Raw genomic sequence first — 15,991 nt, forward strand, 5'->3', positions numbered from 1 at the left:
GCCCTATGAAGCCTGCTGCTGCTTGCGCCAGCGGATGCCCGCTTCGAGGAAGTCGTCGATCTCGCCGTCGAGCACCGCGGAGGGGTTCCCGACCTCGTGCTCGGTGCGCAGGTCCTTGACCATCTGGTACGGGTGCAGGACGTAGGAGCGCATCTGGTTGCCCCAGCTGGAGCCCGAGTCCTTCAGGGCGTCCATCCTGGCCTGCTCCTCCTGCCGCTGGCGCTCCAGCAGCTTCGCCTGCAGGACCGCCATGGCGGTGGCCTTGTTCTGCAGCTGGGAGCGCTCGTTCTGGCAGGACACCACGATGCCGGTCGGGATGTGGGTCAGCCGGACGGCCGAGTCGGTGGTGTTCACGCCCTGGCCGCCGGGGCCGGACGAGCGGTAGACGTCGACCCGCAGGTCCTTCTCGTCGATGTCGACGTGGTCGGTCTGCTCGACCACCGGCACGACCTCGACGCCCGCGAACGACGTCTGGCGGCGCCCCTGGTTGTCGAACGGCGAGATGCGCACCAGCCGGTGCGTGCCCTGCTCGACGCTCAGCGTGCCGTACGCGTACGGCGCGGTGACGCGGAACGTCGCGGACTTGATGCCCGCCTCCTCCGCGTAGGAGGTGTCGAAGACGTCCACGGCGTAGCCGTGGCGCTCGGCCCACCGCGAGTACATGCGCAGCAGCATCTCGGCGAAGTCCGCCGCGTCCACGCCGCCCGCCTCGGCCCGGATGGTGACCAGCGCGTTGCGCTCGTCGTACTCCCCGGACAGCAGCGTGCGGACCTCCAGCGAGGAGATCTCCTCGCGCAGCTTGGCGCGCTCGGCGTCGGCCTCGGCCAGGCTGCCCGCGTCGCCCTCGTCCTCGGCCAGCTCGTAGAGCACGCCGAGGTCGTCCAGGCGGTCGCGCAGGCCGACGACGCGGCGCAGCTCGCCCTGCTTGTGCGACAGCTGGCTGGTGACCCGCTGCGCCTTCTCCTGGTCGTCCCACAGGTCGGGCCGGGCCGCGGCCTCCTCCAGCTCCGCGACCTGGGCGCGCAGCGAAGCGAGGTCCATCACCGCCTCGATGCTCGCGAGGGTGGCGGAGAGGTCCTTGATGTCTGCTTCGACGTCCGGGTTCACGGCAGAAGATTACGCCAGGACCGGTCGCGCAGCGCGACCGGTCGGCGCCCCTCAGGCCGTCGGGATGGCGTCGAGCAGCTTGAGCACGGCCTTGGCGTGGGCCAGGCCGAACTCGGCGACCGCCTTGGCGTAGGCGTCCTCCGCGGTCTTCACCGCCGTCCGGGCGGCCTCCTGGTCGGCGGTGTAGCCGGCGCGCGCCGCGTCCACCAGCGATTGGCGCTGCTTGGCGGTGAGCGAGCCGGCGTGCACCAGCCGGAGGATCAGCGGGCTGCGCAGGTGGTCCGGGCCGGGCTCGGACAGCAGCCAGTTCTTGAAGGCCCGCTTGCCCGCGGCCGTCAGGACGTACTGCTGGCTGGAGCGGGGCCCCTGCTTCCCGAGGCGCAGCAGGCCCGCGTCAGCCAACGCGGGCAGCTCGCGGTAGACCTGGCTGCGGGTGACGCTGAAGAACGCACCGAAGCGCTCCCCGGCCTCAGCCACGAGCTGGCCACCGGTCTTGGGTCCGTCGTGCAGCAGCCCGAGGAGGGCGGCGGCAGTAGCGTTCAGGTCCGACACGACACCAACGGTGCCACTTCCGGGTGCAGCTGTCCACAATGGTCAACCGTTCTGTCCACAGTGGCTGATCACGGGCTAGCGGAGTTGGGCCAAGCGGAGCAACGAGAAGCTCCGTTGCGTGACGGCCCGTTGATCAACGCCACGCTTTCGGCCGCTTGACCGGAATTTCCCACCTCGGCTGGAAAGACCTTGCCGCACAACGGGAACCGCACTTTTGCGTTCACCCGAACGGCCGGCGGGAGGTGACTGGCCGCGCTGTTGGTCTTGGTCGGAGCGGCCCCGCTTAGCACAACTCGGTGATGTCGGGCCTCTGATCTGGCGGATACCGCCGGTGGTGGGATCATCACTCATCGTAGGCAGTTCTCTGGGAGGTGCGTGGTGGGCATCAAGTGGATGGAGAACAAGGTCGTCAAGAACGCGAAGGCGTGGGCGAGCGGCTCGGTGCCGAACCCGGCCGGCAAGGACGAGTGCATGGTGTGCGGCAAGCAGATCCGCCGCCACCGCACGGTCACCGGCGAGGGCCGGGTGTGCTCGCTGGTCTGCGCGCAGTACTGGGCGGAGAACATGAGCTGACCCCGCACGAGCGAAAGGCCCCCCTCTCCGGTCGGAGAGGGGGGCCTTTCGCGCAGTAGCGGGGACAGGATTTGAACCTGCGACCTCTGGGTTATGAGCCCAGCGAGCTACCGAGCTGCTCCACCCCGCGTCGTAGGACCAACTATACACACCCCCGCACCCCCCTTTTCACCACCCCCCTGATTCCCGGTTCCCCCAGCTCCGGACCCCCACGCGCAAACGCCCGACCGCACCACACACGAAACACACCCGACCGCACCCACACACGCAAACACGCCCGACCGCCCCTCCTCCCCCCGGTGCATGCAAACGCGCCCAGCCGGCCGGGGGTGCAGGGGGCGAAGCCCTCCTGCGCGGGGTTCGGGGGCCGCGCCCCCGATGTGAAATGCGAAAAAGCCCTGCCTGCGAACTCCACAGGCAAGGCTTTCCCACTTTGTAGCGGGGACAGGATTTGAACCTGCGACCTCTGGGTTATGAGCCCAGCGAGCTACCGAGCTGCTCCACCCCGCGTTGGTAAACCGAACTCTACGCGCTGTTCGCCCCGATGTGCAAATCGGGTGGCCCGGACGTGCTCCGGGCCACCCGATCCACCGCTGCGCCGCAGGTCAGCCCGTCGGCGTCGGTGACGGGGTCACCGACGACGGCGGCGCCTGCGAGGCCGCCGCGCTGGCGGCCTCGAACCGCTTGGTCGCGTCGTCCAGCGCCTTGTAGGCGTTGCCCAGCGCGGCGAAGTCACCGCTGCCCTGGGCGGTCCGGATGGCGGCCAGGGCGGACTGGATGTCCTTCACGGCCTGCTGCAGCTCGGGCGTCTGCCCGGTGCCGTTGCCCGGCGGCGTCGTGCTGGTGGGCGGTGTCGTGCTGGTCGGCGGCGTGGTGCCGGTCTGGTCGGGCAGCTGCGCCGCCGCGCCGGTCAGCACCTCCTCCAGCGCGTCCTTCAGCGTCGGCGCGTACCCGACCTTGTCCCCGAAGCTGACCAGGACCTTGAACAGCTGCGGGAACTGGGTGTTCTGGCTGGCCCGTTCGATGTAGATGGGCTCCACGTAGAGCAGCCCGCCACCGACCGGGAGGGTCAGCAGGTTGCCGTAGACGACGTTGGTCTGCCGCTGGGTCAGCAGGTTCAGCTCACCGCTGACCTCGCCCGAGGTCAGGAACTGGGTCTGGATCTGCTGCGGGCCCTTGGCCTCGTTGTTCAACGTCAGTACGCTTATCCGGCCGTAGTCGTCCGGGTCCGACCGCACGCTGACGTACGAGGCCATGAACTCGCGGTTCTGCCGCACCAGGGCGCTGGTGAGCTGGAAGCTGACCTTGTTCGGGTCGCCGGTCGGATCACCCGCCAGGACGTAGAACGGCGGTTGCTGGGCGCGGGCCTGCTGGCTGTTCTGCTGCTGCTGCTCGACCGACGTCACGTTGTCGATGGTCGGGTCGGACGGCACGCCCCAGAACGAGACGCCGGAGTAGAAGTCGCGCGGCTGGTCGACGTGGTAGCGCGCCAGCGTGTCGCGCTGCACCTTGAACAGGTCCTCCGGGTACCGCAGGTGCTCGCGCAGCGACTGCGACATGGCGCTGTTCGGCTGCACGGTGTTGGGGAAGACGCCCATCCACGCCTTCAGGACGGGGTCCTTCTCGTCCATCGCGTACAGCGTCACCGTGCCGTCGTAGGCGTCCACAGTGGCCTTGACGGAGTTGCGGATGTAGCTGATCTCCCGGTTGGGCTGCTGGGCGACGCCGGGCAGCGAGTCGTTCGTCGCCGAGGCCAGCGACGTGCGGCGCGCGTAGGGGTAGTTCTCCAGCGTCGTGTAGCCGTCGACGATCCACGTGATCCGGCCGTCCACCACCGCCGGGTACGGGTCGGCGTCCACGGTCAGCCACGGCGCCACCTGCGAGACGCGGTCGCGCGGGTGGCGGTTGAAGATGATCCGCGAGTCGTCGCCGATGGCCGAGTTGAACAGGATGTTCCGCTCGCCGTAGGCGGCGGCGAAGACCAGCTTGTTGAACAGGCCGCCGATCCGCACACCGCCCTTGCCGTCGTAGGTGTACTGCGTGCGGTCGGTGTCGTACTCGCCCGGCGCGCCCTCGCCGCGCCCGCCGACGATCGCGTAGTCCGACTGGCTGCCCAGCTCGCCGAAGTAGGTGCGCGGCTGCTGCACGCCGAACGGGCCGGGCTTGACCTTGCCGTCCCCGTTCGGGTCGACCTCGGCCACCTGGAACACCGGGTAGCCGCCGTTGCCGCCGTCGTCGGCGGGCGAGTTGACCTGGCTGGCCTCGGCGAAGACCATGCCGTTGCCGTGCGTGTAGATCAGGTGCTGGTTGATCCAGTCGCGCTGGCCCTGCGGGATGCCCGAGGTCTGGAGCTCGCGGACGGCGACGATGTAGTCCTTCAGCTCCCCGTCCACTTTGTACCGGTCGACGTCGAGCTTCTCCGGGAACGCGTAGAACGGCCGGAGCTGCTGGAACTGGGTGAACGTCTTGGAGACCACGGCCGGGTCGAGCAGCCGGACGTTGCCCAGCGTCGCCTGGTCGCTCTTCAGCTCCTCCAGCGAGACGTTCTGCTTGCCCTCGTAGGGTTTCGTCTCGACCTTGTCGTCGGTGAGCCCGAACGCCTCCTTGGTGGCGGCGATGTTCCGGCTTATCGACTCGGCTTCCTTCTCGTTGGCGTTCGGCTTGACCGAGAACTGCTCCAGCACCGCGGGCCACGCCGCGCCGACCAGGATGCTGGACAGCACCAGCAGGACGGTGGCGATGGCGGGCAGCTGGAGGTTGCGCAGCACCGCGCCGACGAAGAACGCGACCGCGCAGAACACCGCGATGCACAGCAGGATCAGCTTGGCCGGCAGCACCGCGTTCAGGTCGGTGTAGGTGGCGCCGTTGAACTTCTCGTTCCGGTCGGAGAACAGCAGCTGGTACCGGTCGAAGAAGTAGGCCGCCGCCTTGAGCAGCACGAACACGCCCGCCACGATCGACAGGTGGGTGCGCGCGGGCCCGGAGAGCTGCCCGCCGCGGCCGGCCAGCCGGATGCCGCCGAACAGGTAGTGCGCCACCACCGCGCCGACGAACGACACCGCCGTGGCGATGAACAGCCACGACAGCAGCCAGGTGTAGAAGGGCAGCTGGAAGGCGTAGAACCCGATGTTGTGGCCGAACTGGGCGTCGACCTGGTCGAACGACGTGGCGTTGAGGAACAGCTGCAGCTTCTGCCACTCGCCCTGCGCCGAGGTGCCCGCGATCACGCCGACCAGCACCGGCAGGCCGATCCCGAACAGCTTCATCCGCCGGGTCACCACGGCGCGGTAGCGCGCCACCGGGTCGTCCGGCCCCGACACCGGCACGAACACCGGCCGGGTGCGGTAGGCGAGGAACAGGTTGAGCGCGACGAGGCCGCCCACCAGCAGGCCCACGGCGACGAACAACCCGAACCGGGTCGCCAGCATGGTGCCGTAGACGCTGCGGAAGCCGACCTCGCCGAACCACAGCCAGTTGACGTAGGTGCCGAGCAACCTGGAGCCGGTGATCAGACCGACCAGGACCACCGCACCGACGATGAGCAGAATCCGGCTTCGACGGGACAGCCTGGGCAGTCCGACCGGGGGCCGAGTGGCCACGGGGCACGCTCCTGGATCGCGGTAATGGCTTTCGTACGTTCTGTCCAACTGTACGGAGGCCGCCCAGGGTTCCCCGTCCGGTCGCCCGATTCGAGTGGATGCGACGATGGCGGGCGTGTCAGCCAGTCAAACGCCGCCCGTGGTGCTGCCCGCCGTCGCCCGCGAGGTCGAGGAGTTCGTGTCCACCGCCGGCTGGGACCAGGCGCCGCAGCTGTTCGCCCTGGTCCCGACGGCCGAGCTGGTCGCCCAGCAGCCGGAGCTCGCCGGCCAGCTGGACCCGGGGTCCTCGCCGCTGACCCCGATCGCGCAGGACGAGCTGCCCGGCGCCGAGCTGGACGAGGCGCTGGCCAACATCGCCTGGCCGGACGTGGTGCGCGGGTGCGCGCTCGCGCAGGAGATCGTCGTGCTGCCGCCGGACGCCGAGCAGGAGCTGTCCCCCGACCTGGACGACGAGGCGGCGCGCCGCTTCGCGGCCGAGCACCCGCAGCGCCGGGAGGCCCGGCTGGTGGCGGCCGTGCTGCGGGACGGCTCGGCGGCCTGCGTGCTGCGGCTGCGCGGCACGACGGAGATGCCCGAGGAGGTCGTCGAGCACCCCGAACTGGCCCCCAACCTGACCCGGGCCCTGTTGGAGACGTTGAAGCCCTAGGGCCGCCCCAGGCAGCCGTGCTCGCGGTCCGCGCTCCGCAACTCTGACGCGCGCGGACCGCGCTCCGCGCTGCGGCGCTCCAGTTCTCGCCTCAAGCCGCGCTCCGCGCGGCGGCGCTGTTCAGCGCAGCCGTGTGCCTCGTGTTCTCCCCGTACGGCCTGGGCGCAGCCCAATCATCTTTGTCGGGGGGTGTCAAGCACGCTTCACCGCTTGACACCCCCCGACAAAGATGATTGCCTCCGGCAGGCCGTACGGGGAGAACACGACGCACTTCCCTCCTCCTTGGGGGCCTCCCGGCCGCCCTTCATACCTCTGACCTGCACTGATCCGGGTGAGATTCGGTGCTGTACCGCCCGAGGCTGAAGGGATTAAAAGAGTCCTCGCCGGACGGGCAGGCCGCCAAGGAGGAGGAAAAGAAAGAGCGGTCGTGTTCCCCCCGCATGACCTGTCAAAGACGACCATGCTTTTCGTGGGGGTGCAAGCGAAAAGCGTGCTTGCACCCCCACGAAAAGCATGGTAGCCCTCCGGGCAGGCCATACGGGGAGAACACGAAGCCACCGGTCTGCACGGGGTGTGCGAGAGCCACGAGCGGAGGGGTGGGTGTGCCGGGGGTGGACGGCGGCCCGCTCGGGCTGCTGTCGGGTCAGCAGCTGGGTGCGTCCCTGCCCTCGCTGATCGCCTTCAGCGATTCCACGGCGTCGGCCAACTTCTCCACCCGGACCAGCCGCAGGCCCTCCGGCGCGTGCTGCTTGGCCTCGTCGCAGTTGCCCGCGGGCACCAGGAAGGTGGTCGCGCCGCTCTCGCGGGCGGCGACCATCTTGAAGTTGATGCCGCCGATCCGGCCGACCTCGCCCAGGTCGTTGATCTCGCCGGTGCCGGCGACGGCCTGGCCGCCGTTCAGCTCGCCGGGCGTCAGCTTGTCCACGATGGACAGCGCGAACAGCAGGCCGGCCGACGGGCCGCCGACGTCGGCCAGGCTGATCTTGATGTCGAACGGCACGTCGGCGCGGTCCACCGGCAGGATGCCGAGGAACCCGGTGGGCCGGTCGGGGGTCGAGCCGAGGGTGATGCGGGCGGTCTGCCGGGCGGACTCGCGCTGGAAGGTGATGTCGACCTGGTCGCCCGGCCTGGTGTTCTCCAGGGCGGCGCGGACGTCCTCGTAGCTGCCGATCTCCTTGCCGTTGACGGCGAGCAGCCGGTCGTCGGGCTGGATGACGTCGTCCGCCGCGCTGTTCTCGGTGATCTCGGCGGCGACGACCTTCATCGGGTAGCCCAGGTAGCGCAGGGCGGCGACCTCGGCGCTGGTCTGCGAGTCCTGGAACGCCTTGACGTTCTGGTCGCGGACCTGCTGCTCGGACTCGCCTGGCCGGAAGAACTCGTCGCGCGGCGCGAGGGCGTACCGGCCGCTGACCCACAGCCCCAGCGCGCCGAACAGCGACACGTCGTCGGTGAGCGACACCGTGGTCATGGTGAGCGAGCCCTTGGTCGGGAACGTCTCCTGGCCGTCGACCTGCACCACGTCCGCGCCGTCGACGCGGCCCAGCGTGTCGTAGGTCGGGCCCGGTCCCAGCGCCACGTACGGCACCCGCGCGAACCCGCCGAGCAGGCCGAGCGCGAGGACCACCACCAGGCTGATCACGAGCGTCCACGTGCGCCTGGTCAGCCCGCGCCGGGGCCGGGCCGGTCGGACCGTCGGCTGGTCCGCGGCGGTGTCGGTGCCTTCGCTCACGCCCGACAGGGTACGACCAAGCCCTCACGCCGTCGGCGAACCGGTCCCGCGCGCGGCACCCGGCCCGCGTACCGTGGTGGCATGAGTGACGTGCCCTTCGGGTTCGGCCCGCAGGACCCAGACGATCGCGGCCGCAAGCCGGAGGAGCCTGCGGGCAACCCGTTCGACTTCAACCAGCTCGGCGCGATGCTGAGCCAGCTCGGCGCGATGTTCAGCAACGCGGGCACGTCGTCCGGTCCGGTCAACTACGACCTGGCGAAGCAGATCGCCTTGCAGCAGTTGACGGGCAAGGGCGGCGTCGGCTTCACGCCCGACCAGAGCGGCGCGGTGCGCGACGCGGTGCACCTCGCGGAGATGTGGCTGGACCCGGTGACGTCGCTGCCCACCGGCACGGCGAAGGCCGAGGGCTGGAGCGCGCGCGACTGGGTGGAGCGCACGCTGCCGACGTGGCAGCGGCTGTGCGACCCGGTGGCGCGGCGCGTCTCCGGCGCGTGGGTGGACGCGATGCCCGCCGAGGCGAAGGAGGCCGCGGGCCCGCTGCTGTCCATGCTCGGCCAGATGGGCGGCATGGCGTTCGGCTCGCAGCTGGGCGGCGCGCTGGCGCAGCTCGGCTCCGAGGTGCTGACCTCGACCGAGGTCGGCCTGCCGCTGGGCCCCGAGGGCACGGCGGCGCTGCTGCCCGTGAACATCGAGAAGTTCACCGAGGGCCTGGAGCGGCCGGCCGGCGAGGTGCTGGTGTTCCTCGCCGCGCGCGAGGCCGCGCACCAGCGGCTGTTCAGCCACGTGCCGTGGCTGCGGCAGCGCCTGCTCGACACGGTGGAGGAGTTCGCGCAGGGCATCAAGGTCGACACCTCGGCGCTGGAGGAGCTGGCCGGCCAGGTCGACCCGGCGAACCCGGCCTCCATCGAGGAGGCCATGAAGTCGGGGATGCTCGAACCGCAGACCACGCCCGAGCAGAAGGCCGCGCTGACCCGCCTGGAGACGCTGCTGGCGCTGGTCGAGGGCTGGGTGGACGTCGTGGTGGCCGAGGCCGTCGGCGAGCGGCTGCCCGGCGCCGAGGCGCTGCGGGAGACGCTGCGGCGCAGGCGCGCGTCGGGCGGCCCGGCCGAGCAGACCTTCGCGACGCTGGTGGGCCTGGAGCTGCGGCCCCGCCGGCACCGGTCGGCGGCGGCGCTGTGGAAGCTGCTGGGCGACCAGCACGGCGTCGGGCAGCGGGACGGCCTGTGGGACCACCCGGACCTGGTGCCCTCGTCGGAGGACCTGGACGACCCGATGGAGTTCGTGGAGCGGTTCGGCCGGACGCGCAAGGCGCTGGACGACCCGATGGCGGAGCTGGAGCGGACGCTGCGCGAGGAGAAGGACGAGGACTGAGGTCTCCCCGCCGGGGTCTTCCGCCGAGGTCTCCCGCCGGGGACTCCGCTGTGACCTCGGCGAGGCCGGCGCGCGGTGCGGCCGGCCTCGCGGTGCGGCGCGCGCCCGGCTCCGGACCGGGTCGGGCCGTCAGTCCTCCTCAGTGATGCCGAGACCGGCCGCCGCCGACAGCCCCTCCAGGTACCCGATGGCCCGCTCGGCCCTCGGGTAGCGGTGCACGAGCGCCCAGAAGTCCTTGCCGTGGCCCGGCATGCGCAGGTGCGCCAGCTCGTGCACCAGCACGTAGTCCAGCACCCACGCGGGGACGTCGCGCAGCCGCTCGCTGATCCGGATGGTGCCCTCGGCCGGGGTGCAGGACGCCCACCTCGTGCGCATCGGCGGCACCCAGCGCACGCTGCTGGGCTGCACGCCGTCGAGGTGGCGGTCGGCCAGCTCCGCGCAGCGCGCGAGCAGCGCCGCGTCCGACGTGCGGGTGGGCGACCGCCGGCGGGTCTCGCTGCGCTGCAGGCGGCTGAGCATCTCGGCCACCCAGTGCTTCTCCTCGCTCTTGCTCATGCGCGCCGGCAGCAGGACGACGACCGTGTCCCCCTCCCGGTACGCGCTCACCATCCGACGGCGCCGAGCGCTGCGCCTTACCTCCACCTGCGGTTCGGGCATGGCGTTCACGGTAAGGCCCCGCACCGACAGTTCGCGGCGGCCAAGCGGCGGCGCGTGGGGGTACGGCCCAGCAGATTCGCCCGAACGACGGCTGGACACGCTGGACGCGGCGTGCAGCGGTTGTCCGTCTGCGGAGGTAGCGTGCTGCGCAGCCCCCGAGTGTGGCGCAGATCGCTCCGCACTCCCGAAACAAGGGAGGAAGCCGTGGCCGAGACCTACAACGGCTACTGCGTCAAGTGCCGTGAGAAGCGCGACTTCACGGGCGAGGTGCACGAGAGCAACAACCGCAGGATGGCCAAGGGCAAGTGCCCGGTCTGCGGTACCACGGTGACCAGGATCCTCGGCAAGGCGAAGGTCTGAGCGGGCGGGTGGCCGGGTGCGAGCCCGGCCACCTGTCAAGGAGGCGGTCGTCCGCCTGTGGACAGGTGGTCGACCTGTGGACAACCGTTTCGCCCCAGGTCACGGGTGCGGGCACGCTGCACGACGTGAACCTGCCCCACCGCCCCCGAGTGCTGCCGGGCCTGCCGGTGCTGCGCCGCCGGCCCGACGCCGTGCAGATCGGCACCGACGCGCGGCACTCGCTGCTGATCGAGGACGTCCCGTCGCCGATGGACGCCGCGCTGCTCGGCCTGTCCGGTCGGCACACCCTCTCCGAGCTGCGCGAACAGCTCGCCGACCACGGCGACCAAGCCGCCGAGCTGGTGCGCCTGCTGCACGGCCTGGCCGACGCGGGGCTGGTCGAGGAGGCCGTTCCCCCGCCGCACGGCCGGCTGGTGCCCGAGGCGACCGCGTGGGCGCTGCGCACCGGCCGGCCGGCGCCCCACCTGGCGGGCGCGCGCTCGGCGCGGTCGGTCGTCGTCCACGGCGACGGGCGCCTGACCATCGCCGTCGCGACGCACCTGGCGGCCGCGGGCGTGGGGCACGTCCGGGTGGTCGCCCGCGGTCGCGTGAGCCCGGAGGACACCGGGTCGGGCTACACCGAGGCCGACGTGGGCCGGCTGCGCGCCGAGGCCGCCGGCGAGGCGCTGCGGCGCGCTTCGGGCGCCGTCCGGACGTCGACCAGCGGGAAGGCCCCGGACCTGGTGGTGCTCGCCGACGCGCTGGTGCCGCCGCCGGAGCTGCTGCGCGCCCTGCTGCTGGAGGGCACGCCGCACCTGGCCGTGCGGGCGGGCGAGGGGCTCGGCGTGGTCGGGCCGCTGGTCGTGCCCGGCCGCAGCAGCTGCCTGCGGTGCGCCGACCTGCACCGGACCGACGCGGACCGGGCCTGGCCGGTGCTCGCCGCCCAGCTGGTCGACCGGCCGCAGCAGGCCGACCTGGCGACCGTGACGACCACGGCCGGGCTCGCGGCCGGCCAGGCGCTGCTGGCCCTGGACCACCAGGCGGCCCGCACCCGGCCGCCGACCTGGGACGCGACCCTGGAGGTGGAGGTCTACGCGGGGCTGGTCGAGCACCGGATCGCGCCGGTGCACCCCCGCTGTGAATGCCGCTCTCTCGTGTGAGTCGGTCCTCAGGCTGGGCTGTGTAGGTTCGGAAGAGGCGTACACCACTGCTACCGCGCCGTCGGGCGGGGGGAGAATCTTCGGGTGAGTGAGATCCCGCGCAAGGCCGTGCAGCGCACCGCCAAGCTGGCCAGCCTGCCCCTCGGGGTGGCCGGCCGGGTGGTGGGCGGCTGGGGCAAGCGGTTGGCCGGCCGCAGCTCCGAGGAGGTCAGCGCCGAGGTGTCGGCGAAGACCGCGGAGCAGGTCTTCGCCGTGCTGGGCCAGCTCAAGGGCGGCGCGATGAAGTTCGGGCAGGCCCTGAGCGTGTTCGAGGCGGCCGTGCCGGACGAGCTGGCCGAGCCGTACCGGGAGGCGCTGACCAAGCTCCAGACCGCCGCGCCGCCGATGCCCGCGCGCACCACGCGCCGGGTGCTGGCCGAGCAGCTCGGGTCGGGCTGGGCGAAGCGGTTCACGGCGTTCGACGACGAGCCGGCCGCGTCCGCGTCGATCGGGCAGGTGCACCGCGCGGTGTGGCACGACGGCCGCGACGTGGCGGTGAAGGTGCAGTACCCGGGCGCGGACGAGGCGTTGCAGGCGGACCTGAAGCAGCTGCTGCGGTTCAGCCGGCTGCTGCAGGCGATCATGCCCGGCACGGAGGTGAAACCGCTGCTGGAGGAGCTGCGGGACCGGTACCTGGAGGAGCTGGACTACCGGACCGAGGCCGACAACCAGCGGGCGTTCGCCAAGGCGTTCGAGGGCGACGGGAACGTGCTCGTGCCGCGCGTGGTGGCCAGCTCGCCGAAGGTGATGGTGACCGAGTGGACCGACGGCACCCCGCTGTCCGCCATCATTCGTTCGGGTGAACGTGACGAGCGCGACCTGGCGGGCCGGCTGCTGTCGGAGTTCCACTTCTCGGCGCCGAGCCGGGCGGGCCTGCTGCACGCCGACCCGCACCCGGGCAACTTCATGCTGGGCGCGGACGGCCGGCTGCGGGTGCTCGACTTCGGGGCGGTCGCCCGCCTGCCCGGCGGCCTGCCCAGGACGCTGGGGCTGATGACGAGGCTGGCGCTGGACGGCCGCTCGCGGGACCTGGTGGACCTGCTGCGCTCGGAGCACTTCATCCGGCCGGGCACGGAGCTGCGCGAGGAGGACGTGCTCAACTACCTGAGCCCGTTCGTGGAGCCGCTGCGCGCGGAGACGTTCCACTTCAACCGCAAGTGGCTGCAGATGCAGGCCGAGCGGGTCGGCGACCTGCGCAGCCCCGACTCGCAGACAGGCCGGTCGCTGAACCTGCCGCCGCAGTACCTGCTGATCCACCGGGTGACGCTGGGCGCGACCGGGATCCTGTGCCAGCTGGACGCGAACGTCCCGGCCCGCGCCATCGTCGCCCGCTGGCAAGCCGGCTTCGACGACTGAGCCGCGCGCCGGGCCGCGTCAGCCCGGGCCGCGTCTGGCCAGGTCGCGTCAGTCCGAGCCGCGCCCGGCCAGGCCGCGCCCGCCCGAATCGCGCCCACCCGGGTCGCACCGGACCGGGTCGCACCGGACCGGGTCGCACCGGACCGGGTCGCACCGGACCGGGTGGGGCCGGGTGGCGCCGGCTCCAGTCACGCCGGCCGGGGTCGCTCCGGCTGAAGTCGGGTGGGCCGAGGCCAGGTCGGCCGAAGTCCGGTCGGCCGAGATCCGGTTGGCCGAGGCCACGTGGGCCGAGATCGGGTCGGTCTGCTCCGGGCTGCTCCGGGCCATCCGGCGCCGAGTTGTCCACAGCCCCGGAAGTTGTCCACAGATCGCGAACAGCCCCTCGCGCCCCCTCCCACCCCGGCCGATGATCGCTACATGACCCGAGTGATCAGGACCACCGACCTCGAAGCCGCGGGAGTCCCCCGCTACGCGATCGCCCTGCGCTGCCGCCCGGGCGGGCCCTGGCAGCGCATCCTGCCGGGCGTGCTGCTGCTCGCCGCCGGCCCGCCGACCAGGGCGCAGCGCGTCCGGGCGGCCCTGGCCTACGCCGGTCCGGAAGCCGTGCTGACCGGTGTCGACGCCCTGCGCGAGCAGGGCTTCCCCGACCTGCCGCTCCCGCCCCGCGTCCACCTCCTGCAGCCCGCCGCCCGCCGGAAGACCGGCGACCACCACCTGCTGCTGGAGCGCACCACCCGCCTGCCCGAAGTGGTGGTGAAGGACGGCCTGCCCCTGGCGCCGCCCGTCCGCGCCGTCCTGGACGCCGTCCGCCACGAGGCGCACCCCCATCAGCAGCGCACGATGATCGACGCCGTGCTGCGACGCGGCGTGTGCACCGTGGAGACGCTCCTGCGCGAGCTCGACGCGGGCAGCCAACGAGGTGCCGGCACACCCCGCACGACCCTGCGCAGGCTCGCCCGCGACCACCGGGCCGCCTTCACCTGACCTCCGCCGGCGCGCCCCTTCGCATCTCGGAGCCGCCGCACGCCGCCAACCGGAGACTCGACCTGCCCTCGTCCCACACCAACCGGCGACCCGACCCACCTTCGTCCTACACCAACCGGCGACCCGACCCGCCCTCGCCCTGCACCAACCGGCGACCCGACCCACCTTCGTCCCGCACCGACTGGCGACCACCTGGCCGCACCTCGTGCCAGGCGTTGCCCCGCACTCGTGAAAGGAGCCGCCTCACCAGTACTCAGCAGGCAGTTTGCCCTCGATATCGCGCACGTGGGCCCGTGCGCACTCGTGGCACAGCCAGCGCTCGACGCCGTCCTCCCGCTCCCGCACCCACGCCAGCAGCAGGGTCGGGTCGGCGACCGAAGCACGGGTCCTCCCGCAGCGCGCGCACGCTTCGGTCACGACTTGCGGCCGAGGTGCACGGTGCCGGCGGCGAGCAGGAACACGTCGTCCCGCAGCCCGACGTACGCGGGGTCCTGCGGGTCGAGCAGGCGGGCCACGGTGTGGCGGTCGGCCGGGTGCAGGCGGTCGCGGGTGACTTCGGCCAGCCAGGCCAGGCGCGCGGCGGCCGATTCGCGGACGGCCTGCTCGGCGGGCGCGGGGTGGTCGATGAGGTAGCTGAACGCCGTCACGTCGACCAGACCGGCCTCGGCCAGCACGATGTTCCACCCAACCGGGAGGCGGACGGAGCCGGCCATCGACTCGCGCATCCGCACGTACCACTCGGCGCGGGCGGCGGAGAGCCGGTCCGCCAGGCCGGGTTCGCCCACGCCGAGGTCCCACGGCAGGAACCGGCTCTCGAGGCCGCCCTCGCCCAGCGCCAGCCAGCCGCCGGGTGCCAGGGCGTCGACCAGGTCGGTGACGGCTTTGCGCTGGTCGGGCACGTGGTGGACGACGCCGGCAGCCCACACGAGGTGCGCGGTGCCGACGATGTCGACCGGGCGTTCGGTGGCGAGGTCGGCGAGCACCGGCCGCACGCGGACGGACGGCGGGCCGGCGGGTCGGGCAGCGGTCGGGTCGGCAGTCGACCCGGCGGGCGGAGCAGCGGGCGGGCCGGCGAACGGAACGGTCCTCGGCCGCGTGTCATCGGGCCGAGCGCTGCCCGGCCGCCCGGAAGCCGGGCGCACACCGCCCGGTCCGGCGCCGCCCGGTCCGATGCCGCCCGGTCCGGTGCCGCCCGGTCCGGTGCCGCCCGGCCCGGTGCCGCCCGGTCCCGTGCTGGCGAATCCGGCGCTGTTCAGTCCGGCGCTTCCGTGCCCGGCGCTGCCCGGTCCGGCGCTGCCCGGTCCGGCGCTGCCCGGTCCGGCGCTGCCCGGTCCGGCGCTGCCCGGTCCGGCGCTTCCGGGTCCGACGCTGCCCGGTCCGGCGCTGCCCGGTCCGGCGCTGCCGGGAGGGGTGGTGCCGGTGTACGGCGGTGCGTTCGTCGCGGCGGCTCGGGCGGCGGAGGTGGCGGCGTCGAGCAGTTCCGGCACGGCGTCGACCAGGACGACCGTGCCGCCGCCCCGGGCGGCCAGGGCTTCGACGAGGGCGGCGGCCATGCCGCCGGTGCCGGAGCCGACGTCGACCACGGTCGGGTTGTCCGGCAGTGGGCGCACGAGTCTGCGCGCGACCACGCGTCGCGTCTCGGCGTCCAACTCGTCGGCCCGCCGCATCGCGGTCAAGCGGGCTGTCCAGTCGATTCCGTCATGGGTGTGAGCGGCCACGTGGAAACCGTACCCACGAGTCGGCCCGCCCTCCGCTCGGTTTCGAGCGGAGGGCGGGCCGGGTCCTCACTTCGTCGCGGCGGTGCTCCCACTCGCCTTCGACCACGAACCCCTACCGTGAAATCCCTGCTGCGCAGCCTCGCGGATGAGTTCTTGACGGG

At 72.3% G+C, this 15,991-nt stretch carries 14 protein-coding genes and 2 tRNA genes; 7 read left to right on the forward strand and 9 right to left on the reverse strand.

Annotation, left to right across the window (positions count from 1 at the left end; translation table 11 throughout):
- Positions 1–3: 3 nt before the first annotated feature.
- Both prfB and JOE68_RS10505 read right to left on the reverse strand, forming a co-directional pair.
- A complete protein-coding gene (gene prfB / locus JOE68_RS10500) occupies positions 4–1,107 on the reverse strand; it encodes a peptide chain release factor 2 (protein ID WP_204842125.1) in 1,104 nt (367 codons plus the stop codon).
- Between the two features lie 51 nt (positions 1,108–1,158).
- Entirely contained in the window at positions 1,159–1,659 is a 501-nt protein-coding gene (locus tag JOE68_RS10505) for a PadR family transcriptional regulator (protein ID WP_204842126.1), read from the reverse strand.
- 378 nt (positions 1,660–2,037) lie between these two features.
- On the opposite strand from JOE68_RS10505, the gene JOE68_RS10510 reads away from it, so the two are divergent.
- Complete coding sequence (locus JOE68_RS10510) at positions 2,038–2,232, forward strand: hypothetical protein (RefSeq protein ID WP_204842128.1); 195 nt, start codon at positions 2,038–2,040, stop codon at positions 2,230–2,232.
- A 56-nt stretch (positions 2,233–2,288) separates the two neighbouring features.
- Here the strand turns inward: JOE68_RS10510 and JOE68_RS10515 are convergent.
- The 3 genes from JOE68_RS10515 to JOE68_RS10525 form a co-directional block, all read right to left on the reverse strand.
- A tRNA-Met gene (locus JOE68_RS10515) sits at positions 2,289–2,362 on the reverse strand.
- A 306-nt stretch (positions 2,363–2,668) separates the two neighbouring features.
- A tRNA-Met gene (locus JOE68_RS10520) sits at positions 2,669–2,742 on the reverse strand.
- Positions 2,743–2,837: 95 nt separating this feature from the next.
- Positions 2,838–5,831 (reverse strand): UPF0182 family protein, encoded by a 2,994-nt coding sequence (locus JOE68_RS10525; RefSeq protein WP_307819621.1) that lies wholly within the window; start codon positions 5,829–5,831, stop codon positions 2,838–2,840.
- A 106-nt stretch (positions 5,832–5,937) separates the two neighbouring features.
- On the opposite strand from JOE68_RS10525, the gene JOE68_RS10530 reads away from it, so the two are divergent.
- Positions 5,938–6,477, forward strand: a complete 540-nt coding sequence (locus JOE68_RS10530) for a PPA1309 family protein (protein ID WP_204842129.1) — start codon at positions 5,938–5,940, stop codon at positions 6,475–6,477.
- Positions 6,478–7,120: 643 nt separating this feature from the next.
- Here the strand turns inward: JOE68_RS10530 and JOE68_RS10535 are convergent.
- On the reverse strand, positions 7,121–8,206 hold the full coding sequence (locus JOE68_RS10535; protein ID WP_307819622.1) for a YlbL family protein: 1,086 nt from the start codon (positions 8,204–8,206) through the stop codon (positions 7,121–7,123).
- 81 nt (positions 8,207–8,287) lie between these two features.
- Here JOE68_RS10535 and JOE68_RS10540 point away from each other — a divergent pair, with 81 nt between their 5' ends.
- On the forward strand, positions 8,288–9,577 hold the full coding sequence (locus JOE68_RS10540) for a zinc-dependent metalloprotease (protein ID WP_204842131.1): 1,290 nt from the start codon (positions 8,288–8,290) through the stop codon (positions 9,575–9,577).
- A gap of 129 nt (positions 9,578–9,706) precedes the next feature.
- Here JOE68_RS10540 and JOE68_RS10545 read toward each other — a convergent pair whose 3' ends face one another.
- Positions 9,707–10,234, reverse strand: coding sequence for a M48 metallopeptidase family protein (locus JOE68_RS10545; RefSeq protein ID WP_204842133.1), 528 nt, complete (start codon positions 10,232–10,234; stop codon positions 9,707–9,709).
- Between the two features lie 204 nt (positions 10,235–10,438).
- Between JOE68_RS10545 and JOE68_RS10550 the strand changes: the two genes are divergently transcribed.
- From JOE68_RS10550 to JOE68_RS10565, 4 genes are all read left to right on the forward strand, one after another.
- Entirely contained in the window at positions 10,439–10,594 is a 156-nt protein-coding gene (locus tag JOE68_RS10550; protein WP_015098458.1) for a DUF5679 domain-containing protein, read from the forward strand.
- 125 nt (positions 10,595–10,719) lie between these two features.
- A complete protein-coding gene (locus tag JOE68_RS10555; RefSeq protein ID WP_204842135.1) occupies positions 10,720–11,733 on the forward strand; it encodes a ThiF family adenylyltransferase in 1,014 nt (337 codons plus the stop codon).
- A gap of 84 nt (positions 11,734–11,817) precedes the next feature.
- On the forward strand, positions 11,818–13,128 hold the full coding sequence (locus JOE68_RS10560; protein ID WP_204842136.1) for an ABC1 kinase family protein: 1,311 nt from the start codon (positions 11,818–11,820) through the stop codon (positions 13,126–13,128).
- Between the two features lie 417 nt (positions 13,129–13,545).
- Positions 13,546–14,112 carry a hypothetical protein gene (locus JOE68_RS10565; protein WP_204842137.1) on the forward strand — a complete coding sequence of 189 codons (567 nt, stop codon included), beginning with the start codon at positions 13,546–13,548 and terminating at the stop codon, positions 14,110–14,112.
- Positions 14,113–14,355: 243 nt separating this feature from the next.
- On the opposite strand, the gene JOE68_RS10570 is transcribed toward JOE68_RS10565, so the two are convergent.
- Together JOE68_RS10570 and JOE68_RS10575 are read right to left on the reverse strand one after the other, a co-directional pair.
- The gene (locus tag JOE68_RS10570) at positions 14,356–14,529 is read right to left on the reverse strand and encodes a hypothetical protein (RefSeq protein WP_204842139.1); all 174 of its coding nucleotides are present in this window, start codon (positions 14,527–14,529) and stop codon (positions 14,356–14,358) included.
- On the reverse strand, positions 14,526–15,788 hold the full coding sequence (locus JOE68_RS10575) for a class I SAM-dependent methyltransferase (protein WP_204842141.1): 1,263 nt from the start codon (positions 15,786–15,788) through the stop codon (positions 14,526–14,528). The genes JOE68_RS10570 and JOE68_RS10575 overlap by 4 nt, the downstream gene beginning before the upstream one ends.
- Positions 15,789–15,991: the final 203 nt, after the last annotated feature.

Origin of the sequence: Saccharothrix algeriensis, from assembly GCF_016907655.1 — a bacterium.
Taxonomy (GTDB): Bacteria; Actinomycetota; Actinomycetes; order Mycobacteriales; family Pseudonocardiaceae; genus Actinosynnema; species Actinosynnema algeriense.